Source organism: Gordonia sp. YC-XJ4, from assembly GCF_059511865.1.
Genome location: NZ_CM183447.1, coordinates 262,558 through 288,809, shown reverse-complemented (window position 1 = coordinate 288,809; position 26,252 = coordinate 262,558). Strand labels below are relative to the sequence as shown.

Sequence of the window (26,252 nt, the reverse complement as noted above, 5' to 3'; positions counted from 1 at the left end):
ACAGTGCCCGGTGCTACTTCAAGGCTTCGAGGAGTTGGGCCTTCGTCATCGACGAATAGCCCTTGATGCCCTTGGTCTTTGCCTGTGCCCGCAGCTCGGCGACCGTCGGGCCGCGACCGGACGACTTGGGTGAGGGCGCCTTGGTCGGCGCTGCCGGCTTCTTGACTGGTGCAGACTTCTTGGCGGGCGCTGTCGGCGGTTTGGCGGGCGCCGTCGGGGACTTGACGGGCGCCGTCGCGGACTTGACGGGCGCCGTCGCGGACTTGGCGGGCGCCGTCGGTTCCTCCTTGTCGCCACCCAGGCCGACGACCTTCAACACCTCGGCGCGCAACGCCGCGACATCACCTTCGGCGCGACTGATGCGCTTGCGCGCGGCCTTCTCGACCTTGGCGAGCTCCTTGGTGAGGCGGCCGATCTCTGCCTCGAGTCGCTTGATCGCCCGATCCTTCTTGCCTGCCCCGTCTTTCTTGCCCACGCCCGCTGCCCTCCCTCGCCAACCCGCTGTTTGGGGACCAGGGTAGGTGGGAAACACCGTCAGGGAGTGGACTCAACACGCCCGAACCCGAACTTTTCGGGCATTGCGACCCACTCCCGTCAGTACCGTGGATTGCACGAAAGGAGAAAACCATGCCGCAGCAAGAGGACCCCGGCCCCTCGGTGAAGGACGACGAGCTCTACGAAAAGCTCCGCGATGAGGGCAACTCCAAGGAGAAGTCCGCGCGGATCGCCAATGCCGCCGCCAACGAGGGCCGCTCATCGGTGGGCTCCAAGGGCGGTCGCTCCGGCTCGTACGAGGACTGGACCGTCGATGAACTCCGATCGCGCGCCAAGGAACTCGACATCTCCGGATACTCGTCGATGAAGAAAGACGAACTGATCGAGACGCTCCGCGACCACTGAGGCAGCCATCGAGGCGACTCGGGCCCGCGACATACGAATACAGATTCCACGTGAGCGGGCATCGGACCCCGAAAACCGGGGTTTTCGGGCCAACTTTGTGGAATCTGTATTCGTACTCGGCCGGACGTGCCGGTCTCAGGCGTAGATGGACTTGTACACTAGGTAGGCCTCTATCGACTGCGGCCCGAGTTCTCGTCCGATACCGCTGTCCTTGACACGCCACCGAACGTCGCGCCCGGATCGGGCATGTACCGGTTGATGCCGATGGTTCCAGTCCGCACCCGCCGCGCCACATCCTTGCCGCGGTCGGGATCGGAGGTCCACACCGAACCACCGAGGCCGTAGTCGGAGTCGTTGGCCAGCCGGATCGCGTCGTCGGTGTCGGAGTAGCGGATCACCGAGAGGACCGGACCGAAGATCTCCTCCTGCGCGATGGTCGAGTGGTTGTCGACGTCGGCGAACAGGGTCGGTTGCACGAACCAGCCTCGGTCACGTTCGCTGCGACCACCGCCGACCACGACGCGCGCTCCGTCACCCTTGCCCTTCTCGATGTAGCCCTCCACCCGATCGCGATGAGTGCGACTGGCCATCGGGCCGATCATCGTCGACTCGTCGAGCGCATCGCCGACCGGCAAGCTGCTCATGAACGCCGCCAAAGTGTCGACGACCTCGTCATATCGGTTGTCGGGAGCCAGGATTCGGGTTCCGAGGTAGCAGGTCTGGCCGTTGTTGACCAGCAGGCTCTCGAAGAGTCGCTCGCCCATCACCGACAGGTCGAGATTGGCGTCGTCGAGGACGATCGCGGCCGACTTGCCGCCGAGTTCCAGGGTCACCGGTCGCAGCAACTGCCCACAGGTGGCCGCGATTTGCCGGCCTGCCGCCGTCGACCCGGTGAACGCCACCTTGTCGACGTCGCGGTGCGAGACCAGGTAGGCGCCGGTCTCCCGGCCACCGGGCACCACGTTGACGACTCCGTCAGGGATGTCGCTCTCGGCGACCGCCTCGGCGAACAAGAAGGCGTCGAGCACCGTTTCCGGCGACGGTTTGAGCACGATCGCACAGCCGGCGGCCAGCGCCGGACCACTCGCGGCGTTCAAATACCGGGTCACAATCCAGTGTGCCGCAGCTGCCCAGTCGTGACACCCGCTTCTGCAGCACATCGGCATGTGCTTTCACTGAGTGGAAGTGCGGTTCGGCGGTTGTGACAGCGCTCTCCCTACCGTGTGCTCAACCAGAGGAGTCACATGTCCACCTTCACCAGCACCACCCGCACGCAGGTCGCGATCGTCGGCGGCGGTCCGGCCGGCCTGATGCTCTCGCACCTGCTGCATCGAGCCGGGATCGCGAGCATCGTCCTCGACACCCGCACCTACGAGCAGATCGAGACCACCCACCGCGCCGGAATCCTGGAGCGAGACAGCGTCCGGTTGCTCGTCGAATCCGGGGTCAGCGATCGCGTCCTCACCGACGGCCACGAGCACCAGGGCATCGACCTGCGCTTCGACGGCATCAGCCATCGCATCGACTTCCAAAAACTCGTCGGCGCCTCATGCTGGCTCTACCCGCAGACCGACGTGTTCATCGATCTACACGCCGCACGGGTTCGTGACGGCGGCGACCTCCGCTACGGCATCGCCGACACCGCGGTCACCGACCACCGCGATACGCCTCGTGTGGCCTACTCCGATGCCGATGGGCGTCACGAGATCCGGGCCGACCTCGTCGTCGGCGCCGATGGCTCGCGCAGCATCTGTCGCGACCTCGTTGCCGACCCACAGCGATTGTTCCGCGAGTACCCGTTCGCCTGGTTCGGCATCCTCACCGAGGCTCCACGTAGCGCACCCGAATTGATCTACACCCGTTCCCCGTTCGGCTTCGCACTGATCAGTCAGCGCACGGAGTCGGTGCAGCGCATGTACTTCCAGTGCGACCCGGCCGAGAATCCCGACGACTGGTCCGACGACCGGATCTGGGCCGAACTGCAGCGCCGACTGGCCGGACCGGACGGTTTCTCGTTGCAGGAAGGCCCGATCATCGACAAGAGCGTGCTGCCGTTCCGCAGCTTCGTGCAGACCCCGATGCGCGACGGAAAGCTACTCCTCGCCGGCGATGCGGCACATACGGTTCCGCCGACGGGCGCCAAGGGTCTCAACCTCGCCCTCGCCGACGTCCGAGTATTGGCCGAGACCATCGAACGAACGCTGCTTGCCCACGACGAGACGGCGCTGGAGTCCTACACCGACCGCGCACTCGCCCGAGTCTGGAAGGCTCAGCACTTCTCGTACTGGATGACGACGATGCTGCACAAGGCTTCCGACGCATCGGACTTCGACGAGCGCCGCCAGCTCGGTGAACTCGAAACCCTGACCGCCTCCGAGGCCGGATCGGCCTATCTCGCCGAGGGTTACACCGGCTGGCCCTCGGTCTGATCCGGGCGGCCCCCGATGGGCCCCTTCCCGATGGTCGAGACGCCCGGGCCCCCTTTCCGATGGTCGAGGAGCCCTGCGCGAGCGCAGCGAGCCGGAGCGTCTCGAGACCACCGCAAGCCGACGCTGGAACTCCGCAACTCCGGAACCAGCAGCAACACAACAGGTCTCGAGGCTCCGTCGCTAGCGCTCCTCCACACCTCGACCACCGTGTGATGCGGCACCGCCGCATACGGGAGATGCCTCACCGATGGTTCACCCAGGCGTGATGGGGCACCGCCGTTCACAGGAGATGACCCACCGATCAGTCACCACCGTGTGAAGGACCGCCAATGAGGGTGGGCGCCCCGAGCGAGCGCCCGATCCCTTGTGCGGCAACCTGCAACGCGGCGACGATCCGCGGTAGTCGGCCGCTGATCGACGGCACCACCATGCCGAGGGCGGCGACCACGCCGTCGGGACCGCGCACGGGGACGGCCACCGAGCAGGCGCCGAGCGTCATCTCCTCGACGGTTGTCGCGTAGCCCTCGTCGTGGACGCGGCGCAGCTGGTCGTCGAGGAGCTTCGGGTTCACGATGGTGTGCGGGGTGATCCGCGTGAGCGAGGCCATCACCTCCTCGCGAATGTCGTTGGGGGCGTGTGCGAGTAACACCTTCCCGACGCCGGTGGCGGCCAACGGGAGCCGCCCGCCGACCCGGCTGACGACCGGCACCGATTCCTTTCCGGAGATGCGGTCGAGATACAGGGCCGCGGTGCCCTCCCGAATCGCCAGGTGGACCGTTGCCGTGGTCGCGGCGTAGAGGTCGTGGAGAAATGGCTCGGCGACCTCCCGAATCCCCGACTGGATCGGCGCGAGAAGCCCGAGATCCCACAGGCGTCTGCCGATCACGTACCGGCCGTCGGGCCGGCGCACCAGCGCACCCCACCGTTCGAGCTCACCGGCGAGACGATGCGCCGTCGGCAACGGAAGGCTTGCACGAGCGGCCATTTCGGACAACGAGAGCACCCGATGAGTGGAATCGAACGTGCCGAGCAACGCGAGCGTGCGCGCCGCCACCGACGCGCCCGGCGTCGAGGTGTTACCGGCCATCGACACTCACGACAGCAGACCGGAACACCGCCGTTTCGCCGGTGACCGCCGGCCGCAGCCAGACCATCAGAGCTCCCGCAGGTAACAGAGCATCCGGTAGTTCTCACCGGGCTCGATGTTGGTGAACCCGTGCCGCTCGTAGAAGCGTCGGGTGTCGGTGTCGATCTCGTCGACGTTGATGAGCATCTCGATCGCGTCGCGGTCCAGCACCTCGTCGACGGCCCGGATGAGCAGGGCGGTGCCGATGCCCCCGTCCCGGAGCGCGGGCACGACGTACAACTCCTCCAACTGCGCGAGCGGCCCGTCGCCGTACGGGGTCGGGCGGAGCGTCAGGTAGGCGAATCCGGTGGGCTCCCCGTCGGACTCGGCCAGCACGACGAGCACGTCGTCACGGGCGAGCAGACGGGTGAAGCGGCCGGCGAACTCGTCGGCACTCGGGGTCGGACTCTCGAACTCGGTGTTGAAGTCGAACAGCAGCCGACCGACGACCGCCGCATCGGCCGGGCCGGCCAGGCGGACGAGGCGGCCCGGGACGGTCATGACACTCACGGCAGCAGACCGGAGCGCCGCGCGATCACCACTGCCTCCAATCGGCTTGTGGCACCGAGCTTTCGCATCGCGTCCTTCACATAGCCCTTGGCGGTCTGGACTCCGATGCCCAGTGAGTCGGCGATTCGTGCGTTGGGATAGCCGAGCGCGGCCAGCGCCAGTACGTCCTGCTCGCGGCGGGTCAACGCCACCGACTCGTGATCGGGCGCGGCGTCGAGGAGCCCGTCGGTGATGCGACCGATCGCGGCGGCGACCTCGGCGTCGTCGACCGAGCGTGCGAGGTCACGCAGTTGTGCATACGCCTCGGTCAGCCGAACGCGCAGCGCGTCGGCCTCGGGCTGCCCGGTCACGGTTTCCACCGACGTCCGGGCGGCGACGATCTGCTGTTCGAGCGTGCGAGCCTCCACGGCGAGGGCGTCGAGTGCCCGGTCGCCGAGCGGATCGTCGGTGCGCAACGCGCCGTAGATCACCGCCACCGGTGTCCGGTCGACGATCACCGGCGCCGCGGCCATCGCCCGCAGACCCTCCGTCGCGATGACCGCGTTGTAGCGGTGAGTGATCCGCGGCGTCTTCAGGTAGTCGTCGACGACCATCGGCCGGTTGGTGGCCACCACCTTGCCGCCGAGTCCGTGCCCGATGTCGACGGCAACGCCGTTGAGCGCACCGACCGTGTGGCCGACGAAGTGGCTCAGACGCAGTCCGTGCCCGCTCTGCACGACACCACCGAAGGCGAGGGAGACGCCGCTGGCCCGGCGCAATCGGCGCAGCGCGTCGGTCACCGGCGCCGCGAGAGATTCGGGCATCTCGGTCACCTCCTCCGGTCGTGTGCGCCCCCTCTTCGGGGGGTGGCACACATCGTTGGTCGCGGCAGACAATGCGTGCGACTGTGATTCAGCTTACTCATGAGGCCCAGGTGAGACCATGACCCAGACCGCTCCCGCGCATCCCTCCGCCGAGGCCGAGGTGGCCGCGTTGCTGGCCGAGTTCGGCGCGAACGACGCGAATGCCGCGACCCTGCTCGTCGACCGGCACGACCCGGATGCCGTCGCCTTCATGACGGTCGGCACCAGCGGCGACGACCTCGTCACGACCCGCATCAACTACGGCGACCTGGCCGCTCAGTCACGGAAGTTCGCGACCGCCCTGGCCGGGCTCGGCGTCGAGCGCGGTTCGCGAATCGGCGTGTTGATGGGCAAGCGCGTCGAGCTGGTGGTCACGTTGCTGGCACTCGCCCGCCTCGGCGCCGTCTACATCCCGCTGTTCACGGCGTTCGCGACACCGGCGATCGAGATGCGGCTACGTGGAGGCGACGCCGACATCGTGGTGACCGAGGCGAGTCAGGTCGACAAACTCGACGGAATCGAGGGCCTGACCACGGTGGTCGCCGGTGCCGGGAGTCCGGCCGAGAGCGGGTCGGGCACCCACGATTTCGACACCCTGCTCGCCGCGAGTGAGCCCTGGGAGGATTCGGTGGCCGTCGGCGGCGACGGGCACCTGATCCTGCTGTTCACCAGCGGAACCACGGGCGCGCCCAAGGGGGTTCCGGTGCCGGTGCGCGCACTGGCGGCGTTCGTCACGTACATGCGTTTCGGTCTCGACGTGACCGACGACGACGTGTTCTGGAATGCCGCCGACCCGGGCTGGGCCTACGGCCTGTATTACGGCATCCTCGGTCCGCTGGCCACCAGACGCCCGAACATCTTGCTGCAGGCCGGTTTCACGCCGGAGCTGACCGCTCGCATTCTCGGCGAGCTTGGCGTCACCAACTTCGCCGCCGCCCCGACGGTATATCGCGCGCTGAGCAAAAGCGGTGCGATCGAGGGCTTTTCGCTACGGCATGCGTCGTCGGCGGGCGAGCCGCTGACGCCGGATGTGATCGATTGGGCGACAGGCGCATTGGGAACCGAGGTGCGCGACCACTACGGCCAGACCGAACACGGCATGTTCATCAACAACCACTGGGCCCCGGAAGTGCGGAGACCGCTGATCCCCGGATCGATGGGCCAACCGATGCCCGGTTTCGCCACCGACATCGTCGACGGACAGATCGCGATCGACGTATCGGCCAGTCCGGCACTGTGGTTCACCGGCTACCTCGACGACCCGGAGAAGACCGCGGCCCGGTTCACCGAGGACGGGCGCTGGTATCTGACCGGCGATACGGGCCGGGTAGACGAAAACGGCAATTACTACTTCAGTGCTCGGGACGACGACGTGATCATCATGGCCGGCTACCGGATCGGACCATTCGACGTCGAGAGCGTGCTGATCACCCATCCGTCGGTGATCGACGTCGCCGTCGTCGGCCGGCCGGACGAGCTGCGTGGTGAGGTCCTCGAGGCCTTCGTCGTGCTCGCCGACGGTGTGGTCGGCGACGACGCCCTGGAGGCCGAACTGCAGCAGCTGGTCAAGACGGGTTTCGCCGCGCATGCCTATCCGCGCAGCGTGCATTTCGTCGACGCGCTGCCCAAGACACCGAGCGGCAAGATCCAGCGGTTCGTCCTGCGGCAGAGGTAGTACCGGCCCCGCCATCACAGGTCACCGTCGTCGTCGGCCTCCGCTCGCCAGGCGCCGCACCGACTCGGGGTCTCGGTGCCCGTTGCGGGAATCGGGTCGTCGTAGCGGTGCGTACGGGCACGACGCCGGTCCAGTTGTCGGTGTCGACACCGGGACCTCCACTGCGGGCCTTGGCGATCCACTGACCGTCGACGATCGGCATCCGCAGGGCGACCGTCGCAGCACGCTCCTTGCCGGTGATCGACGGCGTCTCGGCGACGCGGCCCGGGATCAGCTTGTCCGACAAGGCTTCCAGTGCGGCCAGGTCGTCGTCGGCGCGTTCGGGGATACCTCGCACCACCGCAGACCGATAATTCGCGGAATGGTCGAAGAGACTGTCGGCCACCACGATTGCGTCGAGGACGAACACGGTGAACGTCGACGGCGCCCCGTCGGCCACATGACGCAGTGCGCCTGCCGCGATCGATCCGTGCATGAGGATGTCGTCACCGTCGCGGGCGAAGAGCAACGGCACCGACCACGGCCACCCGTCGACGACGGTCGAGAGGGTTCCGACGAGGACCGAATCGAGGACGTCGTCGAGCAACGCGCGGTCGCCACCGCGAGTCGGCTTGCGGCGCAGAGCAGACAGTTCGGCGGGTTCATCGGAGTACGAGGAGGACTCGGGCATGAGGGCATGGTGCGCGTCGCGCGGCCTCCCGGCAACAGATTTCCCTTCCCGAGAAAATGCGGACCGGATCTGTCCGCATTGGTTCGTAGCTTCGGTGGTGACCGCGAACCACTCCGAAAGGCACCATCATGGCCGGCACCTACACCTCCGTCACCCTCTCCGTCGATGTCACCGGCGAGAAGGCCGACGTCTTGACCCTGTTGGAGGATCAGCGCGCGATGTTCCTGGTGACCTTGCGCGATCTCGACGACGAGCAGGCCCGCCGCCGCAGCACCGTGAGCGAACTGACCCTCGGCGGTCTCCTCAAGCACCTGACGATGGTGCAGCGCGAGCACACGCAGACCATCCTCGACCGCGACCCGAACGCCGAGATCCACATGGAGAACCTCGAGCACGGATACGAGCTCACCGACGGCGAGACGTTCGAGGAGTGGCTCGCCGCCTACCGGGATGCCGCGCTCGCCTACGACGCGGTGATCGCCGAAGTCGGTTCACTCGACGAACTGATCCCGCAGGCGACCGCACCATGGCAGCCCGAGCGAGAGTGGTGGACGGTACGCAAGATGGCCCTGCACATGTTGCGCGAGACCGCCCATCACAGTGGCCACGCCGACATCATCCGCGAGGCGCTCGACGGCCGGACGACGATGGCCGCGCTCTTCGATTTCGGCGATCCGGCCTGAGGTCGGCGCGGCATCGGTCGGTGTTCATCGCGACGAATCGGACGCCTGTTACGTCGGTGTAGTCCGTTCGGGTGGATTTCCCGATCAGCCGACCGAATCCGCCCGAACGCGGTTGCCCCTGCTCAGAGCCGCTCACAATACTTGTGGCTCGGGGAACACACCACCACCGATCCGTGCGGCGATCGCGCCGGGCACGGGCGTTCGTAGGAGACCGAGCAGATGTCGTACTACCCACCGGGGCCACCCACGTATCCGTCGATGCCGTTCGGCGCCGTGCCGCCCGAACCGCAACCGCGTAATCGCCGCAATCTCACCTTGATCCTCGCAGCGATCGTTGCGGTGCTCGCGCTCGTGTTCGCCTCTGTCGTGGTGATCGTGCTCAAGAACAAGAAGGGCGAGTTCCACATCCCCTTCCTGTCGCTGACGTCCGCGGACGCACCGGGTGATGCGCCGTTCATGGCGCAGCCGAATCTGACCAACAAGCCACTCGACAACGGTCTGCGCCTGAGCGCGCAGACCGGCGCGCCGGATCAGGGCACGCGACTGGTCAGCGGCACCACGCCGGGCCTGTACGTCGGTGGGTCTACCACCTGCGACCCGGCCGGTCTGGGTAATTTCCTCGCGCAACACCCCTCCCAGGCGGCGGCGTGGGCGAGTGTCTACGGGATCAGCACGCAGGCCATCCCCTACTACCTCGACACCCTGACGCCGGTGATCCTCTCGGCCGACACCTGGGTGACCAACTACAGCTACACCGGCGGTTCGGCGGTGCCGTTCCAGGATGTGCTGCAGGCCGGCACCTCGGTTCTCGTCGACAGCGCCGGCGTTCCCCGGGTCCGCTGCCAGTGCGGTAATCCGCTCGGGCCGGCCGCCTCGGCCCCCATCGGCGGATACCGAATCCGCGGAACCCATTGGCAGGGTTATCAGGTCAACTACATCACCCGCGTCGCCTACAACACCCAGAACGTCACCGTCGTCAACAACACCACGACCGTGATCAATCAGGCTCCGGCCCAGGCGAATACGCCGGCCGCCGGTGCTGCCGCGCTGCTGACGCTACTCAATCCCGATACCCGTCAGCTCTTCGATCGCACGGTCGGCGGCTTGCTGGATCTGTCGGGTCAGCCGCCGCTGACCGAGGCGCTGCCGACGCCGGCATCACTCAACGTGCCGTTGGCAGCGCGCAGCGACGAGGCCGCGGCACAGAACGGGCTCGCCCGGGCAGGCGAGACGGCCGCCGCGCCGGAGGTCACGCAGATGGCCGAATCCAACGGCAACACCCCGCCGACCGAGGGCCAGACCACCGAAGCCGCGTCGGGCACCGAATCGGGAACCGACACCTCGGCCGCGGGCCCGACCTCGAGCGAGGAGACCTCGGCGGCGAGCAGCACCACGACCTCATCCGACACCAGTTCGAGCGCGAGCAGCTCGTCGTCGGCGGCACCCTCGCCCACCGTCTTCAGCGGTAGCGGTGATTCCATCGGCAGCTTCAGCTTCACCGAGAACAATCAGTCGGTGACGTGTCAGGCACCGTCGCAGGAGACCACCGGCTCGGTCTCGCTCACCTGTAGCGACGGGCTGTCGCGGTCGATCTATCAGAGTTCGCTGTCGCAGTCGTCGGTCACCTCGGCCACCGACTCGACCGGAATCTGGCGATTGTCCTTGGGTAGTACTTCGGTGCCGATCACCTCGGCCACGTGGCAGACCCTGATCGCGACCACCACCGAAACCACGACGGCGGAAACCCCGACGGCGACGGAGACCACGGAGGTTCCGACGACGACCGAGGAAACCACCACCGAGACAACGGAAGAAACCACCGAGACGCCGACGACAATCCCGGCGGGCTGACCCCCGTGCGCCGGGCCTCGAGACCACTCGCACCGAAACCAGCACCACCGCAGCCGGTCTCGAGGCTCGTCGCTAACGCTCCTCACACCTCGACCACCGATCTGGGAAACCCTCCGACCGACGGCGACCATCCCCCGATGGTCGAGGTGCACGGCGCCCAAGGCGCCGGGCCTCGAGACCACTCGCACCAACCATCATCCCCGAGCCACCGGGGACCGAAACCAGCACCGCCGCAGCCGGTCTCGAGGCTCGTCGCTGACGCTCCTCACACCTCGACCACCGATCTGGGGAACCCTACCGCTCAGCGGCACGCGACCACCGATCTGGGAACCCTACCGCTCAGCGGCACTCGACCGCCGAACCGGGGGCTCCATCACCGGTCTGAACCATCGACCCGGGCAACCCTCCGACGACGACCTCCACCAGCCGAGCATCGGCGTCGAGCACCAGGTGATCGGCGACGTATCCGGGGAGTAAATCCCCGACGTCGTCGAGGCCGATCGCGCGAGCTGGTGTGCGCGAGCACATCTCGACGGCGGCGATCAATGCCTCGCGGGTGATGGGGCCACCGTCGGACAGCCCTTGCGCGGCGCGGCGGAACAGCAGGTCCATGGTGGCAGTGCTGCCGGCGATCGCCCCGGTCTCCCGGACGCGGGCCACACCGCCGGTGACGTCGACGTCGAGCACCCCGAGACGATACGAGCCGTCCGACATTCCCGCCGCCGACATGGCGTCGGTGACCAGCGCGATCCGCCGCGGACCGGCGACCCGTTCGACGTAGGACGCGAGGTCGCGGTGCACATGCACTCCGTCACCGACGAGCTCGACGGTGACGCGGTCGTCGCCCAGGAGCGCGAGTACCGGGCCGGGTTCGCGGTGGCGCAGCGGCCGCATGGCATTGAACAGGTGGGTGCCCACCCGTGCGCCGGCGCCGACTGCGGCGCGGGTCTGCTCGTAGGTCGCCTCGGTATGTCCCACCGCGGCAACGACTCCCGCGTCGGCAATACGGCGAATGGCATCGAGACCGCCGTCGAGTTCGGGGGCGATGGTGACCATGCGGACGGCGCCGCCCCCGGCGCGTAACAGCGCGGAGATCTCCTCCGGGTCCGGATCGCGCAGCGTGGTGGGATCGTGCGCACCGCACCGTGCGTGCGAGAGCCACGGCCCTTCCAGGTGGATGCCGGCGATCACTCCGGCCTCGACCTGCTCGCGCAGCGCGGCGACCTGATCGAGCAGCGCCGACGGCGAAGCGCTCACCAGACTGGCGAGAGTGGTTGTGGTGCCGTGTGTTCGGTGAAAAGCCGCCGCCGCAACGATCTCCTCGGCGACACCGTCGGTGTAGCCGGTGCCACCACCGCCGTGCACGTGCATGTCGATGAAGCCGGGAACGATGGTGGCGTCCGGGAATTCGCGGTCGGGCAGGGTCGGCGGCGCCCCCTCCCCGACGGCGACGATCCGGCCGTCATACATGGTGAACCAGCCGGGCTCCAGCGCGCGCCCGCCGCTGATGATGCGACCGGCGGCGACAGTGATGACAGTCATCGGCGGTCTCCCTACAGCGTCTCAGTGACCTTGCGCAGACCGCGAGGGGTGTCCGGATCGCCGCCGCGGGCGACCGCGAGGTGCAGGGCGAGCTGCTGGAAGGGGATGATCTCGAGCAACGGCGACAACGCATCCGGCGCTCCCGTCGGCAACACGAAGCCACCGGTCAGCCCGGACACATACTCGGCGGCCCCGACCCCGAACACGTCGGCGTCGCGTTCGGCGAGCCGCTCCAGCACCGGCTGCATCGCAGCGCCACCGACACCCTCGGGAACCACCGCGAGCACCGGCACCTGCGGGTCGACGGTGGCCAACGGTCCGTGCAACAGGTCGGCGCCGGAGAACGCCTGCGCTGACAAGTAAGAAGTCTCCATCAGCTTCAGCGCCGCTTCGCGAGCCGTCGGATACGAATAGCCGCGGCCGGTCGTGACGAGCCGCTGCGCAAACCGATACCGCTGCGCCACCGCCCGCACCCGATCCTCCCCGTCGAGGACCCGGTCCCCCAGATCGGGTAGCGCCGACGCAGCAGCAGCACCGTCACGGCCGAGGATCGACTCCGAGAGCAGATACAGCGCAAGCAGTTCCGCGGTGTAGGACTTGGTGGCGGCCACCGACCGTTCGGCTCCGGCATGGACCTGCAGGTCGAACTCCGCGGCGTCGGCCAGCGGTGACGCCGCGGCGTTGGTGATCGCCACCGTGAGCGCTCCCTGCTCCCGGGCCACCTGCACCGACTGCACCAGATCGGGCGACCCGCCGGACTGGCTGACCGCGATGTAGAGCACGTCGCGCAGGTCCGGGCGGGCGCCGTACACCGTCATCGTCGACGGTGAGACCAGTCCGGCGGGCAGTCCGTGGCGGATCTCGATCAGATACTTGCCGTAGAGCGCGGCATGGTCGCTGGTGCCGCGTGCAACGAACTGCACGAATCGTGGTCGACGCGCGGCGATCCGAGCAGCAACATCTCGAATCTCGGCATGCCCGTCGCGCAACAGATTTCGCCAGACGTCGGGTTGTTCGGCGATCTCGGCGGCCATCAGGTGTCCGGGTCGGTCGGTGAGGACGGTGTTCATGGGTCTCCTTCGAGAAGTCTCGGCCGGTGGGCCGGTCAGTGGGTCAGTGGGCGTCGACGAGGGATGCGGCCAGGCGCACCGCACCGTGGACCGGATCGACCTCGAGGACGCGGATGTCGGTGATGCCCATCGGTGCGACGAGTTCGCGAATCCGGTTCTGTAACAAGGGCTGATGGACCACCTGGCCGCCGGCGAGGACCACCGGTCCGGTCGATCCGAGCATCCGGGCGACGGTACCGACGAGTTCGGCCAGCGCGAGGGCCGCGGCCTCCACGATCTCCAGGGCACGCTCGTCGGCGACCGCGGCGCGCTCGAACACGACATGGGAACGGCGCGCCCAATATTGGCGGTCGGCACGTGTGTAGAACAGGTCATGCAGGTCGAGTACCTCGCCGACCCCGCACTCCTCGGCCAGTCGCAGCGACAGCGGTGCCGGGGCCAGCCCCTGATCGTTGTCGAGCAAGGCGCGCCGAACCACCTCGCGCGCAACCCAATAGCCGCTGCCCTCGTCGCCGAGGAGATGCCCCCACCCGCCGGCCCGACGCGAACACCCGTCACGGCGACCCCAGGCGACCGCACCGGTGCCGGAGATCACCGCGATGCCCTCATCGAGGCCCGCGGCGGCGAGGATCAGGTGGGTGTCATGGACGACCCCGACCCGTGCTCCCGGAACACGCTGGGCCAGCAGCTGTTCCAGACGTTCGACACTCGCCGGGGTGTCGACACCGGCCGATCCGGCCAGCACCGTGTGCACACCGCCGGGACCACCGAGCGTCTCGATCGCGGCGTCGAGTTGACGTCCGGCCTCCTCCACCCCCATGGAGGAGACATTGGCGCTGCCGACGATGGTCTCGGCGACGACGGTGCCGTTCTCGGCGCGCACCGCGTGGGTCTTCGATCCGCCGATGTCGAAGGCGAGGGTGACGCTGGGGTTCGCGTCTGATGGGTCGGTGACGATACTCATCGGACAACCTTGGTCTGTCGGGGCGACGCGTCGGCGATCGCTTCGGGCCACCGGCCACCGCTGCGCCAATAGTGTTGGATGTCTTCGAGCTTACGGCCCTTGGTCTCGGGCGCCAGGAAGAAGACGAACACCAGACCGACCAGCGCGAATCCGCCGAAGACCGCGAAGGTGCCCGCGCCGCCGATGACGTTGATGAGCGAGAGCGTGAACGCGGCGACGATGGCATTGGCCACCAGATCCGAGGTCAGCATGAGCGACGATCCGTTGGCGCGCAGCCGCGCCGGGAACGCCTCGCCGGCGTACACCCAGACCAGCGCGCCGAAGCCGAAGGAGAATCCCATGGTGAACAGGACCAGGCCCGCGAATCCCAGCACATGCGCGGTGGTACCGGCGCCGTGCAATGGGCCGTAGGTGACGATCAGCACGACCGTCGCGATCACCATGGCGCCGATCCCGCCCAGCAGGATAGGGCGTCGGCCCAACCGGTCGACGGTGAACAGCGAGATCAGCACGGCGGCCAGACCGGTGATCTGCACGAAGGCCGGCAGCATCAAGGTGCCGAAGTCACCGGTGAAACCCATGTCCTCGAACAGCTTCGGGCTGTAGTAGACGATGGCGTTGATGCCGGTGATCTGGATGAGGAAGCCCAGTCCGACGACGAAGACGGTCGCGCGAATCCAGGGTCGGCGGAACATCTCGCCGAGCGAACCGCCGGATTCCTCGGTGAGTGCCTGCCGCATCTCGTCGATCTCGGCGTCGATGTCGGCGTCGGGTTCGATGTTGCGCAACGTCGCCCGGGCCTCGTCGAACCGTCCCTTGGAGACGTACCAGCGCGGCGTGTCGGGCATGACGGCGACCAGGGCGGTCACCGCGAGCGCCGGGATCGCGGCGATGCCGAGCATCCAGCGCCAGGCGCCGTGGCCGGCGAGGAAGTACCCGACCACGTAGCCGCCGATGATGCCGACGATGGTCGCGACCTGATAGGCCACCAGCATCGCTCCGCGCGAGCGTGGTGGGGCGGATTCGGCGACGAAGACCGGTACCACCACGATCGACACACCGACGGTCACGCCGAGGAGCAGCCGCGCCACGAGAAGGACGTCGTGGGTCGGCGACAGCGCGCTGAACAGCGCGAACAGGCAGTAGGTGGCCGCGACGAGGAGCATCGAACGCTTACGGCCGAGGCGGTTGGCCAGCCAGCCGGCCCCGATGGCGCCCACGATCTCGCCGATCACGACCGCTGTCGCGAGTGCCTGTTTGCCGGCATCGCCGAGGCCGAAGTCGGCGCCGATGAACTTCAGGGCCGCGCCGATGTTGCTGCTGTCGTAGCCGTAGATCACGCCGATGCTGGCGGCGGCGATACCCACCATCAGTCCGGACGTGCGTCTTGTCCCGACCGGTGGTCGGGTTGCCGGGTAGGTCGTCATCAGGGTACCTCCGCGAGGTCTGGATTGGTGTATACCAATGTGTTGGCGGTCTCAGATTGGCATATACCAATCTGGTTCGTCAATGGGTACGCTCGCATTCATGCCGACGCCTCCTGCGACAACACGCAACCGCGGACCGCGGTACTTCCAGGTCAAGGTTGCGCTCCAACAGCGCATCGGCGACCTGGAACCGGGAATGTCGTTACCTCCCGAGCGCAAGCTCGCCACCGAACTCGGTACCTCGCGTACAACCCTGCGCCGGGCGTTGGCCGAACTCACCGCCGAGGGCGTGCTCAGCAGTACTCAGGGCAGCGGAAACTTCGTCACGCCACCGAAGTTGGTGCACGTGCGGCAGCTGACGTCATTCAGCGACGACCTCGGCGCGCAGGGTCGCACCGTGGATTCGGAGATCCTCGACGCCGGCCACGCGCCGGCCGACACCGACCTCGCCGTGCGTCTGGAGGTCCCGACGGGCACCCCCGTCCATCGGCTCACCCGTCTGCGCATCGTCAACGACGAGCCACTGGCGCTCGAAACCGCGCACATCCCAGGCGAATTCGACGATTTCGCGGACGCCGTCGCCGCGAGCGGCTCGCTGTATGCGACGCTACGGGCCCGCGGGATCGTCATCTGCGACGTCGAGGACAGCGTGCAGACCGCACTCGCCGTCCCCGATCAGGCGGCGTACCTGCGGGTCGCCACCGGGACCCCGCTGCTCCAGATCGAGCGCACTTCACGCGACGCGGACGGGACCTGCGTCGAGTGGACCCGCTCCTACTACCGAGGCGACCGCGTGCGGTTCGTCGCACGCGGTCGCCTCGGAGGGTGATGGGGGGTGATGAACGCCGATCAGGCGCTCGCCGACTCCAATTGCGCATCGGCGCCGGACTGCGCCGGCAGTGTCCGCGTGAATTCCAGGTTCGGGTCGGCGACATCGGAGTCGAAGGACTTACGGTCCCGGTAGTAGCTCATCGACATCGTCCACGGTTCTGCCACACCCTGTTTCGGCAGATTCTCGAGCGACCGCTGCACGTAGCCGGCCCCGAAATCGAGCAACGGGCGGGTCTGCATGCCGGGGTCGGCGATCGGGCGCACCGCCGGATACCCGCGGGCATCCATGTAGGCGAGCAGTCGGCAGAAGTGCTCGCACAGCAGGCCCACCTTGAGGGTCCACGACGAGTTGGTGTAGCCGATGGCGAGCGCGAAATTCGGTACGCCACTGAGCATGAAGCCGCGGTAGGCGACGGTGTCGGGCATCGAGACGGGCTCACCGTCGATGCTCAGCGCGACGCCGCCGAACAGCTGCAGATTCAATCCGGTGGCGGTGACGATGACGTCGGCCTCGAGTTCCTCACCGCTTTCGAGCAGGATCCCGTTCTCTGTGAAGGTTGCGATGCGGTCGGTGACCACCGATGCCTTGCCCTGCCGAATGGTGCGGAACAGGTCGCCGTCGGGCACCGCGCACAACCGCTGATCCCACGGGTTGTAGGGCGGGTTGAAGTGCTTGTCGACGTCAAAGCCCTCGGGCAGCAGCTTCTTGTTGATCGCACGGATCACCTTGCGCGACGCCTTGGGGAAACGCTGGCAGGCTTCGTAGAGAACACGTTGCTGCGCAATGTTCTTCGCGCGTGCGAGCGCGTAGCCGCGCTTGTCTCCGAGGATGGCGCGGCCGATGTTGGCGACCGGATCGTGCTTGGGCAGCGGGACGATGTAGGTCGGGGTGCGCTGCAGCATGGTGATGTGGCCTGCGGTCTTGGCCATCGCGGGCAGCAGTGTCACCGCCGTGGCGCCGGAGCCGATCACCACCACCTTCTTGCCCGAGTAGTCGAGGTCGGCAGGCCAGTGCTGCGGATGGATGATCTGCCCGCGGAAGCGCTCGCGCCCCTCGAACTGCGGGGTGAAGCCCTCGTCGTAGTTGTAGTAGCCGGCGCCGGAGAACAGCCAGTTGGCCTTCATCTGGAACCGCTCGCCGGTGTCGGTGCGCTCGATGTCGACCGTCCACAGGCATTCCTGCGACGACCACTGCGCCGCGTGCACCTTGTGCTGGTAGCGGATCTTGTCGCCGATGTTGTCCTCGTCGATCGCCTCGTAGAGGTAGTCGAGGATGCGCGGGGCGTCGGCGATGGACTGCTTGTCGGTCCACGGCTTGAACTCGAATCCGAAGGTGTGCAGATCCGAGTCCGAGCGAATGCCCGGGTACTTGAACAGATTCCACGTGCCGCCTGCCACGTCGCGGCCCTCGAGGATCACGAAGGACTTCTGCGGCACCATCGTCGTCAGATAGTGGGCGGCACCGATGCCGGAGATCCCGGCACCGACGATGAGCACGTCGACGGTCTCGACGGGGGTGGTGGTCTGGGGCACGATCTCTCCTCGGGGCTGGGCCTCGCCGGTGTCGGGGCGTGGCTGTGACGCTCACTCCAATATGACACTCAGCATTGTCACGATCCAGGATGCCTTCGTCCGGCCGATCACGCCAGTGACATTATGCCCATGATGAGCTCAAGCCACGGTGCACAATGTGCACATGGACGTTGAGTGGCCGCAGGTGTCGGCACGTACGAAGGAGCTGATCCGCGCCGGCGCGCAACTCATCCTCGATCCGCCGGAGCCGTGGGTCGAACAACTCCACGAGGCGTCGCTGTCCGGGGCCCGGATGCGTGCGGTCGCCGAGGACCCGGTGCTGGCGGCGGGCACGCGCCGCACGAACTGGGCCAACACCTCACGCTGGGCACTACACAACATCGAATCGCCCGGCGAGCGGGTACCCGCGCAACTGACTCCCGAGATCATGCTCGCCACCCACGACCTGGTGCGACGCGGGCTCGACGAAGCCTCGCTCGACGCGTTCCGCACCGCACAGAGCGTCGCGTGGCGCCTATGGATGGACATCTGCTTCGGTCTCACCACCGACCCCGCCGAACTCCGTGAACTCCTCGACGTGACCTCGCTGTCGATCTCGACGTTCATCGACGACACGGTCACCGCTATGAGCGAGCAGATGCGCGCCGAACGCGAAGAACTCGCGCGCGGCACACATGCCCGTCGGCGCGAGGCCGTCACCCTCGTTCTCGAGGGCGCACCGATCCCGTCGGCGCGCGCCGAGGCGCAACTCGGCTATCGCCTCGCCGGCCCGCACATCTCGGTCGTGCTGTGGAGCGCGACGCCCGACGCCGCACCGGATCTCGAGGCTGCAGCCGACATCCTCGCCCGCTCCGCGGAGGCGACCACGCGACTGACGGTCACCGCCAGCGCCACCTCCTGGTGGCTGTGGCTCCCGGTCGACGGGCTCGGCGCACCCGACCTGTCGTCCCTGCCCGACGTCCGCGTCTCCGCCGGCCGACCCGGCACCGACGTCGACGGATTCCGATCGAGCCACTTCCAGGCGATGACCACCCAACGGCGTCATGCCCGGCTGGGTGCGACGCGCCAGATCGTTCACTATGACGACATCCGTTTGGTGTCGCTGTTGACCTCCGACACCGCGGCGGGCGACGACTTCGTCACCGACACCCTCGGCGATCTCGCCGATGCCGACCCCGATCTCATCGAGACGCTGCGCACCTGGATCAGGCTGCAGTGCAACACCTCTCGCACCGCCGAAGTGCTTTATACCCACCGCAACACCGTGATTCGCCGTCTCGACCGCGCCGACGCCCTGCTCCCCCGACCGCTCGCCGACACCGTCGTCGACGTGGCCGCGGCCCTCGAGGTCCTGCGCTGGCGGGAGTGAAGGCGTCGGATGCGTTTCGGCGTCGGCGTGCGGCGGTCTCGAGACCCCCTGCCCCACAGCCACTCCCGTCCCACCGATCACCACAACCACCCAGCCCGAACCGGACCCGTGCTACAAACAGACCCATGACCCGTCTCCGGTGGGCGTCCACCGCCGCGCTCGCGGTGAGCGTCACCCTGCTCACCGCATGCACCGGACCCTCCACCCCGCAGCCGACTTCACCGTCGTCGACCTCCGCCACATCATCAACGGCAATCCGCCCGGTGTCCTCGTCAGCGCCGATTCCGCCGGTGTCGGCAGCTGCTCGACAGGTGGGACTCGTCGATGTGCGATCGGTGGTGCCGTCGGCGATCGTCGATCTGCGTTACGCGACGGTGCACAACTTCGTCGGAATACAGCTCTACCCGACGGGCGCACGGTGTCTCGTCCACGAGTCCCTGGCCGACGGACTGCGCACCGCGGCGGCGGCGCTGCGCACATCCGGTGACACCCTGGTGTTCTGGGACTGCTACCGGCCGCACTCGGTGCAGCAGACCATGTTCGAGAAGGTGCCCGACCCGGCGTGGGTCGCCGCACCCGGGCCGTACTCACGCAGCCACGAGTCGGGGCGGTCGGTGGATGTCACACTGGCGACGCCCCAACCCGGGTGTCCGGTCGATCGACGTATCGCCGACCAGTGTCTGGTCGACATGGGTACCGACTTCGACTCGTTCACCCCGCAGGCCACGGCCTTCGCGACGGAAGGGGTTCCGGTTGCCGCGCAACGCAACCGCGCGCGTCTGCGCGCGGCCATGTCGGCGGGCGGGCTGTCGGTCTACTCCGGTGAGTGGTGGCACTTCGACGGTGCCGGTGCCGACGTCGCGCGGCCGATCATCGACGTCCCGGTGACGTGAGGCTCCGGCCCAGAACACCATTCAGCTCCGGCGCAACACCGAGGTGATGACCAGGGTCCGCCCCTGGGATTGGGAGTAGTAGCTCGACCGGTAGGCCACCGTGCCATCGGCGGACGGCGTCACCTCGATCTGCGAGGTGACGCAGGTGCCTTGGGTGATCTGCTCGGTCAGGGTGACCGTCGATCCCCGCCGCGAGTTCTCCGCCCACGTACCCGCGCACCCGAGTTGCGGGTAGTGGACGATCGCGGTGAGCGGTGCGGTATCGGATATCTGCGCGACGACGTCGAATCCGGTCTGATCCCCGGTCACACTGCCACGCCAGTTCCCGGCGAGCGAGGCTGCCACGGGCAGGGTCGTTTGTCCGGTGGTCGGTGCAACGGTGGGCGCCGACGCCGCGGCCGGTGACGACCCTGTCGAGGTATCGGTGCCCCGCGTCGCGACCAGCACGACCGCGACGATGGCGCCCACGAGCATCAGTGCGAGTCCGGCGAGGAGCCACGGCAGCACGCCATGACGTTTGCGCGCGGGCGGTGCCGGAACAGGCTGGATCGGCATCGCCGCAGACGGCACACCCATCGGTGGCGGCGCAGTCGGCACGCCCATCGGTCGCGGTCCGCGCGGCGGCGGTGGTGGACGCAGACCGTCACCGCGTCCGGGTGTCTGGTGCGGACCGAGGATCGTGGCCGGGGCCGGCTGCTGAACACCGACGATCGTCGTCGGGCGCGGGTTGGTGGCCACCGCGCGTGCCGCTGCCGCCGCGAAGGCGCCTGCGGAGCCGTGACGCTCGTCAGGGCGCTTGGCCAGCGCTTGCGCGATGACGTCGTCGATCGCCTCGGGAAGGTCGGGGCGCAGCGCCGTGCATCGCGGCACGGGCGCGTGGGTGTGTGCGCTGATCAGTCCGGCCGCGTCGGTCCGGTCGAACACCGCCCGGCCGGTGAGTAGTTCGTAGAGTGTGCAGCCCAGGGCGTACTCGTCTACGGCGGGGGTGAGCGCGGTGTCGGTGAACATCTCCGGAGCGGCATAGGCGAGCGTGGCGATCACATTGCCGGTTGCGGTGAGCCCGGTGGATTCCGACATCAACCGGGCGATCCCGAAGTCGGCGATCAGTGCTCGCCGCGCCGCGACGGGACGGCCCCAGGCCGGGGTGACGAGGATGTTGGCCGGTTTGACGTCGCGATGCAGCGTGCCCTGCGCGTGGGCGTGGTCGAGACCTGCGGCCACCTGGGTGATGAGGTCGACGATCGGGGCGGCGGGCAGCGGTTCGGTCGCCTCGCGCAGGATCGCTGCCGCATCGGTGCCCTCGACGTACTGCATCGCCATCCACATGGTGTCGCCGTCGATACCGGCGTCCTGCACGGCAACGATGTTCGGGTGATCGAGGCGGGCCGCAAGATCGACCTCACGGCGAAAGCGTTCGCGGAATTCCGGATTGGCTCCCAGGCTCGACGACAACACCTTGAGGGCTTGCCGGCGGGGCAGTCGCGGATGCGCGACGAGATAGACGGTGCCCATCCCGCCGGAGCCCAGGTGGCCGATGATCGTGTACCCGCCGACCACATCGTTCTCACGCAGTGGCGCGCCGGCATCGTCCACGACCATCTCCTCATTGCTGGGTGCCCGTTCACCATGACAACCACACCCGGCCCATTCCAGCAGACTCCGGACAATTCGGCCGCGTGACGGACACCCGAGGCAATCAGATGTTCATCTCGCAACCCCCGTTAAATCCTGGACGCCTCCGCGAAGCGGCGGTACCCTGGGCGCGCTGTCACACACGAGACGACGAAGGGAGGTGGCGCAGATGATCTCGCAGATCGCATGGCGAGACGACAACGAATTCGGTTGTCGGCGTGGACTGTCGGACGACGGTCGCACGACGGCCCCGATGTATCGATTCCATCCCTGCGCCACCGGCCCCGGAAACCTCTGCGGCTGATCCGGAAACGGTGACGCTCCCAGCAGAGTTCGTCATCGTCTTTCAGGAGTAGCCATGACCATTTTCGTCACCAACGCCGGTTTGCAGATACTCGCGCGCGTCACCTGGCGCCGGGCCGCGGTTCTGTTGACCACCGGCGTCGCGCGCAACGTCGAGGGCACCCCCCTGGTGCGCACCGTGCATTCGCCGAGCATCAGCCTGCCCATTCATCAGGTGGTCGCGATCAAGCGTGATGCCTACCGTCCGTACGCCGGAAAGACGATGGACTCCTACGCCTCTGGCGCCTCGATCCTGCGTCGCGATCAGTGGATCTGCGCGTACTGCGAGGGCCCGGCCGACACCGTCGACCACATCATGCCCCAATCACGCGGTGGCGCATCGACGTTCGGGAATCAGGTCGCGGCATGCAAGTCGTGCAACGGCTTCAAGGCCGATCGCACACCGCGAGAAGCCGGAATCGCCCTGCGCCATGCACCGTTCGTCTATGACCCGTGGGCGCAGGACCAGAAGGAAGTCTGGGAGTTGTTCACTCTCGGAAGACAACTCGAGTAACCGCCGGTAGGCGGGGAGAGGAGACCGCCGATGACCGCCCCGGAGTTGCGTCCCCTCTCCCTGCCACTGTCGATGCTGTTACGGCCCACCCTCGACGTCGACTGGGCGGCAGCCGCCTGTGCGGCCGTCGACGAGAATCCCGAGGACTGGTTCCCCTTTCCCACCGACGACTACTCCCATGCCGCGTCGGTGTGCGCGGCCTGCCCGATCCGGGCCGGCTGCGAACAGTGGGGCCGACGCAACCGGATGAGCGGCGTCTGGGGTGGCGTCCGGTTGGAGAACGGCCGGCCGCGGCCGTGAGAGCCCGGGTCCGTCTCACCCAGTGAGGCGCACCCGGGCTCTTGACCGGATCACAAAACACGCGCTATTGTGCCTCCCATCACGAATTGAAACGTTTCATTCGTCGGAAACGGAGGTCCGATGCCCACGACCGAACGAGTGTGCCTGGTCATGCGCCTGCGGCCCGACCGCATTGATGATTACCTCGCCGCCCACGAGCACGTCTGGCCGGAGATGCTCGACGCGCTCGAGCGCACCGGATGGCGCAACTACTCGCTGTTCCTGCACCCCGCCGAGCACGTCGTCGTCGGATACCTGGAGACCGACGACTACGCCCGCGCCGTGACCGATCTCGCCGCCACCGACGTCAACACCCGCTGGCAGGCCCACATGTCGGAGTTCTTCCTGCCGCCCGACACCGATACCCCGACTCCCGACGCCGCACCGACCACCGCGCTCCGGCTCGACGAGTACTTCCACCTCGACTGATCACCCCTTGACCCCCACTCACCCGCCGTTCTCTACTGAACACCGACACCCCGAGGATCATCATGAAAGTAGGAGCCCGCTCCACGACCGGCTGGCGTGCCACCATCTCGGTGGCCATGTCCAACTACATCGAGGCCGGATCGATCATCGCGATCGCAACCAGCCTCACCTTCTGGCAGGACGCCTTCGGCATCAGCAACTTCGCCGTCGGTCTGCTGGCCGCGTTGAGCGCCAACGCCTTCGGCGCGGCGATCGGCGCCGCTCTGGGTGGTCCGCTGTGTGATCGCTTCGGCCGCAAGGCCATCTACACCTACGATCTGCTGGTCTACATGGTCGGCGTGCTGATCGCTGCATGCGCGGTGAACTTCGGGATGCTCTTGGCCGCATTCATCATCACCGGCATCGCCGTCGGCGCAGGCGTCCCCGCCTCCTGGACCTACATCGCCGAGCAGGCGCCGACGACCGAACGCGCCAAGCACGTGGGAACCGCGCAGTTGGCCTGGTCGATCGGCCCGCTGATCGGCTTCGCACTGGCCGCCGCCCTCGCACCATTGGGTCTGCTCGGGTCCCGGCTGATCTTCCTGCATCTGTTCGTCGTCGCCGCCGTGGTCTGGTGGATCCGGCAGGGCCTGCACGAGTCGACCATCTGGAAGGAAGAGGGCCGGGGCGAAACCCGGCAACTCGCCTCGAGCGTCGGCGCGCGCGGACTACGCGGCCTGTTCTCCCGCAAGGTCAACATCACCGCCCTGCTGTTCCTCGGCGGCATCTATCTGTTCTGGAACACCGTCGCAGGCCAGGCGGGCATCTTCATGCCGCGGGTGTACGACACCGCCGGACTGCACAGCGCCGTCCAACAGAATCTGCTGCAGGTCCTCGTGTGGGGCTGCACCGTCGCGGCGACGTACTTCGGGTTCATGCGCTTCGCCGACAAGATGTCGCAACGGTTGCTGTACGTCATCGGTGCCGTCCTGGGCATCATCGCCTGGATCGTGCTGGTGGCCTTCACCTCCAGCGGCATCCCCACCATGCTGACGTTCGCGATCCTGTGGGGAATCTCCAGCGGCATCGGTGCCCAGGCGTTCTACAGCCTCTGGGCCAGCGAACTGTTCGCCACCCCGTATCGCGCCAGCGCGCAGGGCATCATGTTCTTCGTCGTCCGCACCTTCACCGGCTTGCTGAGCTACTTCTTCCCGACCCTGCTCGCCGCCACCGGACTCCCCGTCGTCGGCAGCCTGCTGGTGGGTCTGCTGACCGTCGCTCTGATCATCGGCGCGGTGTTCGCGCCGCACACACGGGGTAAGACGTTGCAGCAGATCGAGGTCGAACGTTACGGCGCACCGGTCGAGCGCGCCGACGCCGCTCCCCTGACCACCACCGATTCCGCCGCCGCCGCCACCGCCACCGGGCTGCCGGCGGCCGCCGAGTCGCGCACCGTCGCCTGAGCTCTCGAAGGACCCCGTGATGACCTCCCCCGACCTGACCCTCCTCGACAATCTCGCCATCGAATTGCCCTCGTGGGCGTTCGGCAACTCCGGCACCCGCTTCAAGGTGTTCAGCACGCCGGGCACCCCTCGCACCATCGAGGAGAAGATCGCCGACGCCGCCACCGTCCATCGGCTGACCGGCCTGGCTCCCTCTGTGGCCCTGCACATCCCGTGGGACACCGTCGACGACTATGCCGCCCTGCGCAGCTACGCCACCGATCTCGGCGTCACCCTGGGCACCGTCAACTCCAACACCTTCCAGGACGACGACTACAAGTTCGGTTCGCTGACCCACGTCGACAAGACGGTGCGCCAGAAGGCGATCGACCACCACCTGGCCTGCATCGAGATCATGGGTGAGACCGGCTCGTCCGATCTCAAGATCTGGCTCGCCGACGGCACCAACTACCCGGGCCAGGGTGACATCCGCGGACGCCAGGACCGGCTCGCCGAGTCCCTGGCCGCGATCTATCAACACATCGGTGAGGGTCAGCGACTTGTGTTGGAGTACAAGTTCTTCGAGCCCGCGATGTACATGACCGACGTCCCCGACTGGGGTACCTCGTATGCGCAGGTGACCGCGCTCGGCGAGCGTGCCGCCGTCTGCCTCGACACCGGACATCACGCCCCCGGCACCAACATCGAGTTCATCGTCGCGCAACTGCTGCGACTCGGACGTCTCGGTTCGTTCGACTTCAACTCACGCTTTTACGCCGACGACGACCTCATCGTCGGCGCCGCCGACCCCTTCCAGTTGTTCCGCATCATGGTCGAGGTGATCCGGGGCGGCGGCCTCGACGCCGACTCCACCGTCGCGCTCATGCTCGATCAGTGCCACAACGTCGAGGAGAAGATCCCCGGCCAGATCCGCTCGGTCCTCAACGTCGAGGAGATGACCGCGCGTGCCCTGTCCATCGACACCGAGGCGTTGACGGCTGCACAGGACGCGGGTGATGTGTTGGGCGCCAACGCCGTCTTCATGGATGCGTTCTACACCGACGTACGCCCGATGCTCGCGCAACGCCGCACGGAAAGGGGCCTGCCGGCCGACCCGATGCGCGCATTCGCGCAGTCCGGATACGCCGAGCAGATCGCGGCCGATCGCGTCGGCGGCACCCCGTCGTCGTGGGGCGCGTGAGCACGGATCGCCCCAGCGCCGTCGCCCCTGAACCCCTTTCTCCCAAAACATCTCGCCAA

At 67.5% G+C, this 26,252-nt stretch carries 24 protein-coding genes and 1 pseudogene; 13 read left to right on the top strand and 12 right to left on the bottom strand.

Going from position 1 to position 26,252, the window contains the following annotated elements:
• Positions 1–13: 13 nt before the first annotated feature.
• Positions 14–475: a Rho termination factor N-terminal domain-containing protein gene (locus AC5ZH6_RS01295; protein ID WP_288337416.1), complete on the bottom strand. Its 462-nt coding sequence runs from the start codon at positions 473–475 to the stop codon at positions 14–16.
• Positions 476–627: 152 nt separating this feature from the next.
• Here AC5ZH6_RS01295 and AC5ZH6_RS01290 point away from each other — a divergent pair, with 152 nt between their 5' ends.
• Entirely contained in the window at positions 628–900 is a 273-nt protein-coding gene (locus AC5ZH6_RS01290) for a DUF7218 family protein (protein ID WP_006369065.1), read from the top strand.
• Positions 901–1,035: 135 nt separating this feature from the next.
• On the opposite strand, the pseudogene AC5ZH6_RS01285 reads toward AC5ZH6_RS01290, so the two are convergent.
• Positions 1,036–1,982 (bottom strand): annotated as a pseudogene (locus tag AC5ZH6_RS01285) (aldehyde dehydrogenase family protein); the annotation flags it as partial.
• 162 nt (positions 1,983–2,144) lie between these two features.
• On the opposite strand from AC5ZH6_RS01285, the gene AC5ZH6_RS01280 reads away from it, so the two are divergent.
• Positions 2,145–3,329 (top strand): 4-hydroxybenzoate 3-monooxygenase, encoded by a 1,185-nt coding sequence (locus tag AC5ZH6_RS01280; RefSeq protein ID WP_288337415.1) that lies wholly within the window; start codon positions 2,145–2,147, stop codon positions 3,327–3,329.
• 301 nt (positions 3,330–3,630) lie between these two features.
• On the opposite strand, the gene AC5ZH6_RS01275 is transcribed toward AC5ZH6_RS01280, so the two are convergent.
• The 3 genes from AC5ZH6_RS01275 to AC5ZH6_RS01265 all read right to left on the bottom strand — a co-directional run bounded on the left by AC5ZH6_RS01275 (position 3,631) and on the right by AC5ZH6_RS01265 (position 5,768).
• Positions 3,631–4,416, bottom strand: coding sequence for an IclR family transcriptional regulator (locus AC5ZH6_RS01275; protein ID WP_496168259.1), 786 nt, complete (start codon positions 4,414–4,416; stop codon positions 3,631–3,633).
• Between the two features lie 66 nt (positions 4,417–4,482).
• Entirely contained in the window at positions 4,483–4,956 is a 474-nt protein-coding gene (locus AC5ZH6_RS01270; protein WP_496168257.1) for a GNAT family N-acetyltransferase, read from the bottom strand.
• 5 nt (positions 4,957–4,961) lie between these two features.
• Positions 4,962–5,768 carry a LuxR C-terminal-related transcriptional regulator gene (locus AC5ZH6_RS01265; protein WP_006369060.1) on the bottom strand — a complete coding sequence of 269 codons (807 nt, stop codon included), beginning with the start codon at positions 5,766–5,768 and terminating at the stop codon, positions 4,962–4,964.
• A 118-nt stretch (positions 5,769–5,886) separates the two neighbouring features.
• Here AC5ZH6_RS01265 and AC5ZH6_RS01260 point away from each other — a divergent pair, with 118 nt between their 5' ends.
• On the top strand, positions 5,887–7,482 hold the full coding sequence (locus tag AC5ZH6_RS01260) for an AMP-binding protein (RefSeq protein ID WP_496168255.1): 1,596 nt from the start codon (positions 5,887–5,889) through the stop codon (positions 7,480–7,482).
• Here AC5ZH6_RS01260 and AC5ZH6_RS01255 read toward each other — a convergent pair.
• Positions 7,373–8,152, bottom strand: a complete 780-nt coding sequence (locus AC5ZH6_RS01255) for a pyridoxamine 5'-phosphate oxidase family protein (RefSeq protein ID WP_043456102.1) — start codon at positions 8,150–8,152, stop codon at positions 7,373–7,375. The genes AC5ZH6_RS01260 and AC5ZH6_RS01255 overlap by 110 nt on opposite strands.
• 128 nt (positions 8,153–8,280) lie before the next feature.
• Here AC5ZH6_RS01255 and AC5ZH6_RS01250 point away from each other — a divergent pair, with 128 nt between their 5' ends.
• Complete coding sequence (locus tag AC5ZH6_RS01250; protein WP_043456101.1) at positions 8,281–8,835, top strand: DinB family protein; 555 nt, start codon at positions 8,281–8,283, stop codon at positions 8,833–8,835.
• A gap of 219 nt (positions 8,836–9,054) precedes the next feature.
• Positions 9,055–10,686: a DUF6777 domain-containing protein gene (locus tag AC5ZH6_RS01245; protein ID WP_496168253.1), complete on the top strand. Its 1,632-nt coding sequence runs from the start codon at positions 9,055–9,057 to the stop codon at positions 10,684–10,686.
• A gap of 339 nt (positions 10,687–11,025) precedes the next feature.
• Here the strand turns inward: AC5ZH6_RS01245 and nagA are convergent, their stop codons facing one another.
• The 4 genes from nagA to AC5ZH6_RS01225 all read right to left on the bottom strand — a co-directional run bounded on the left by nagA (position 11,026) and on the right by AC5ZH6_RS01225 (position 15,689).
• Positions 11,026–12,228 carry an N-acetylglucosamine-6-phosphate deacetylase gene (nagA, locus tag AC5ZH6_RS01240; RefSeq protein WP_094601581.1) on the bottom strand — a complete coding sequence of 401 codons (1,203 nt, stop codon included), beginning with the start codon at positions 12,226–12,228 and terminating at the stop codon, positions 11,026–11,028.
• Between the two features lie 11 nt (positions 12,229–12,239).
• Complete coding sequence (locus AC5ZH6_RS01235) at positions 12,240–13,262, bottom strand: SIS domain-containing protein (RefSeq protein WP_205741484.1); 1,023 nt, start codon at positions 13,260–13,262, stop codon at positions 12,240–12,242.
• A gap of 79 nt (positions 13,263–13,341) precedes the next feature.
• Positions 13,342–14,262 carry an N-acetylglucosamine kinase gene (locus AC5ZH6_RS01230; RefSeq protein WP_094601579.1) on the bottom strand — a complete coding sequence of 307 codons (921 nt, stop codon included), beginning with the start codon at positions 14,260–14,262 and terminating at the stop codon, positions 13,342–13,344.
• Positions 14,259–15,689 carry a sugar porter family MFS transporter gene (locus AC5ZH6_RS01225; RefSeq protein WP_014358354.1) on the bottom strand — a complete coding sequence of 477 codons (1,431 nt, stop codon included), beginning with the start codon at positions 15,687–15,689 and terminating at the stop codon, positions 14,259–14,261. The genes AC5ZH6_RS01230 and AC5ZH6_RS01225 overlap by 4 nt, the downstream gene beginning before the upstream one ends.
• An 82-nt stretch (positions 15,690–15,771) precedes the next feature.
• Here AC5ZH6_RS01225 and AC5ZH6_RS01220 point away from each other — a divergent pair, with 82 nt between their 5' ends.
• Positions 15,772–16,518 carry a GntR family transcriptional regulator gene (locus AC5ZH6_RS01220; RefSeq protein ID WP_006369051.1) on the top strand — a complete coding sequence of 249 codons (747 nt, stop codon included), beginning with the start codon at positions 15,772–15,774 and terminating at the stop codon, positions 16,516–16,518.
• Between the two features lie 20 nt (positions 16,519–16,538).
• Here the strand turns inward: AC5ZH6_RS01220 and AC5ZH6_RS01215 are convergent, their stop codons facing one another.
• Positions 16,539–18,053, bottom strand: a complete 1,515-nt coding sequence (locus tag AC5ZH6_RS01215) for a flavin-containing monooxygenase (RefSeq protein ID WP_014358353.1) — start codon at positions 18,051–18,053, stop codon at positions 16,539–16,541.
• A 148-nt stretch (positions 18,054–18,201) separates the two neighbouring features.
• Here AC5ZH6_RS01215 and AC5ZH6_RS01210 point away from each other — a divergent pair, with 148 nt between their 5' ends.
• Positions 18,202–19,422 carry a PucR family transcriptional regulator gene (locus tag AC5ZH6_RS01210; RefSeq protein WP_094601578.1) on the top strand — a complete coding sequence of 407 codons (1,221 nt, stop codon included), beginning with the start codon at positions 18,202–18,204 and terminating at the stop codon, positions 19,420–19,422.
• Between the two features lie 125 nt (positions 19,423–19,547).
• On the top strand, positions 19,548–20,315 hold the full coding sequence (locus AC5ZH6_RS01205) for a M15 family metallopeptidase (RefSeq protein ID WP_094601577.1): 768 nt from the start codon (positions 19,548–19,550) through the stop codon (positions 20,313–20,315).
• 21 nt (positions 20,316–20,336) lie between these two features.
• Here AC5ZH6_RS01205 and AC5ZH6_RS01200 read toward each other — a convergent pair whose 3' ends face one another.
• Positions 20,337–21,914, bottom strand: a complete 1,578-nt coding sequence (locus AC5ZH6_RS01200; RefSeq protein ID WP_094601576.1) for a serine/threonine-protein kinase — start codon at positions 21,912–21,914, stop codon at positions 20,337–20,339.
• A 391-nt stretch (positions 21,915–22,305) separates the two neighbouring features.
• On the opposite strand from AC5ZH6_RS01200, the gene AC5ZH6_RS01195 reads away from it, so the two are divergent.
• The 5 genes from AC5ZH6_RS01195 (at position 22,306) to rhaI (ending at position 26,193) form a co-directional block, all read left to right on the top strand.
• Positions 22,306–22,803 carry an HNH endonuclease gene (locus AC5ZH6_RS01195; protein WP_006369046.1) on the top strand — a complete coding sequence of 166 codons (498 nt, stop codon included), beginning with the start codon at positions 22,306–22,308 and terminating at the stop codon, positions 22,801–22,803.
• A 30-nt stretch (positions 22,804–22,833) separates the two neighbouring features.
• Positions 22,834–23,103, top strand: a complete 270-nt coding sequence (locus AC5ZH6_RS01190; protein ID WP_006369045.1) for a WhiB family transcriptional regulator — start codon at positions 22,834–22,836, stop codon at positions 23,101–23,103.
• A 120-nt stretch (positions 23,104–23,223) separates the two neighbouring features.
• Positions 23,224–23,571: an L-rhamnose mutarotase gene (locus tag AC5ZH6_RS01185; RefSeq protein ID WP_014358349.1), complete on the top strand. Its 348-nt coding sequence runs from the start codon at positions 23,224–23,226 to the stop codon at positions 23,569–23,571.
• A gap of 62 nt (positions 23,572–23,633) precedes the next feature.
• Positions 23,634–25,013: an MFS transporter gene (locus tag AC5ZH6_RS01180; protein ID WP_094601575.1), complete on the top strand. Its 1,380-nt coding sequence runs from the start codon at positions 23,634–23,636 to the stop codon at positions 25,011–25,013.
• A 19-nt stretch (positions 25,014–25,032) separates the two neighbouring features.
• Complete coding sequence (rhaI, locus tag AC5ZH6_RS01175; RefSeq protein ID WP_006369042.1) at positions 25,033–26,193, top strand: L-rhamnose isomerase; 1,161 nt, start codon at positions 25,033–25,035, stop codon at positions 26,191–26,193.
• Positions 26,194–26,252 lie beyond the last annotated feature (59 nt).

What these genes read in the sequence shown, in the direction of transcription:
- AC5ZH6_RS01290 (WP_006369065.1), top strand. Translation starts at nt 628, where the DNA reads ATGCCGCAGCAAGAGGACCCCGGCCCCTCGGTGAAGGACGACGAGCTC.
- AC5ZH6_RS01280 (WP_288337415.1), top strand. Translation starts at nt 2,145, where the DNA reads ATGTCCACCTTCACCAGCACCACCCGCACGCAGGTCGCGATCGTCGGC.
- AC5ZH6_RS01275 (WP_496168259.1), bottom strand. Translation starts at nt 4,416, where the DNA reads ATGGCCGGTAACACCTCGACGCCGGGCGCGTCGGTGGCGGCGCGCACG.
- AC5ZH6_RS01270 (WP_496168257.1), bottom strand. Translation starts at nt 4,956, where the DNA reads ATGACCGTCCCGGGCCGCCTCGTCCGCCTGGCCGGCCCGGCCGATGCG.
- AC5ZH6_RS01265 (WP_006369060.1), bottom strand. Translation starts at nt 5,768, where the DNA reads ATGCCCGAATCTCTCGCGGCGCCGGTGACCGACGCGCTGCGCCGATTG.
- AC5ZH6_RS01260 (WP_496168255.1), top strand. Translation starts at nt 5,887, where the DNA reads ATGACCCAGACCGCTCCCGCGCATCCCTCCGCCGAGGCCGAGGTGGCC.
- AC5ZH6_RS01255 (WP_043456102.1), bottom strand. Translation starts at nt 8,152, where the DNA reads ATGCCCGAGTCCTCCTCGTACTCCGATGAACCCGCCGAACTGTCTGCT.
- AC5ZH6_RS01250 (WP_043456101.1), top strand. Translation starts at nt 8,281, where the DNA reads ATGGCCGGCACCTACACCTCCGTCACCCTCTCCGTCGATGTCACCGGC.
- AC5ZH6_RS01245 (WP_496168253.1), top strand. Translation starts at nt 9,055, where the DNA reads ATGTCGTACTACCCACCGGGGCCACCCACGTATCCGTCGATGCCGTTC.
- nagA (WP_094601581.1), bottom strand. Translation starts at nt 12,228, where the DNA reads ATGACTGTCATCACTGTCGCCGCCGGTCGCATCATCAGCGGCGGGCGC.
- AC5ZH6_RS01235 (WP_205741484.1), bottom strand. Translation starts at nt 13,262, where the DNA reads ATGGCCGCCGAGATCGCCGAACAACCCGACGTCTGGCGAAATCTGTTG.
- AC5ZH6_RS01230 (WP_094601579.1), bottom strand. Translation starts at nt 14,262, where the DNA reads ATGAGTATCGTCACCGACCCATCAGACGCGAACCCCAGCGTCACCCTC.
- AC5ZH6_RS01225 (WP_014358354.1), bottom strand. Translation starts at nt 15,689, where the DNA reads ATGACGACCTACCCGGCAACCCGACCACCGGTCGGGACAAGACGCACG.
- AC5ZH6_RS01220 (WP_006369051.1), top strand. Translation starts at nt 15,772, where the DNA reads ATGGGTACGCTCGCATTCATGCCGACGCCTCCTGCGACAACACGCAAC.
- AC5ZH6_RS01205 (WP_094601577.1), top strand. Translation starts at nt 19,548, where the DNA reads ATGACCCGTCTCCGGTGGGCGTCCACCGCCGCGCTCGCGGTGAGCGTC.
- AC5ZH6_RS01200 (WP_094601576.1), bottom strand. Translation starts at nt 21,914, where the DNA reads ATGGTCGTGGACGATGCCGGCGCGCCACTGCGTGAGAACGATGTGGTC.
- AC5ZH6_RS01195 (WP_006369046.1), top strand. Translation starts at nt 22,306, where the DNA reads ATGACCATTTTCGTCACCAACGCCGGTTTGCAGATACTCGCGCGCGTC.
- AC5ZH6_RS01190 (WP_006369045.1), top strand. Translation starts at nt 22,834, where the DNA reads ATGACCGCCCCGGAGTTGCGTCCCCTCTCCCTGCCACTGTCGATGCTG.
- AC5ZH6_RS01185 (WP_014358349.1), top strand. Translation starts at nt 23,224, where the DNA reads ATGCCCACGACCGAACGAGTGTGCCTGGTCATGCGCCTGCGGCCCGAC.
- AC5ZH6_RS01180 (WP_094601575.1), top strand. Translation starts at nt 23,634, where the DNA reads ATGAAAGTAGGAGCCCGCTCCACGACCGGCTGGCGTGCCACCATCTCG.
- rhaI (WP_006369042.1), top strand. Translation starts at nt 25,033, where the DNA reads ATGACCTCCCCCGACCTGACCCTCCTCGACAATCTCGCCATCGAATTG.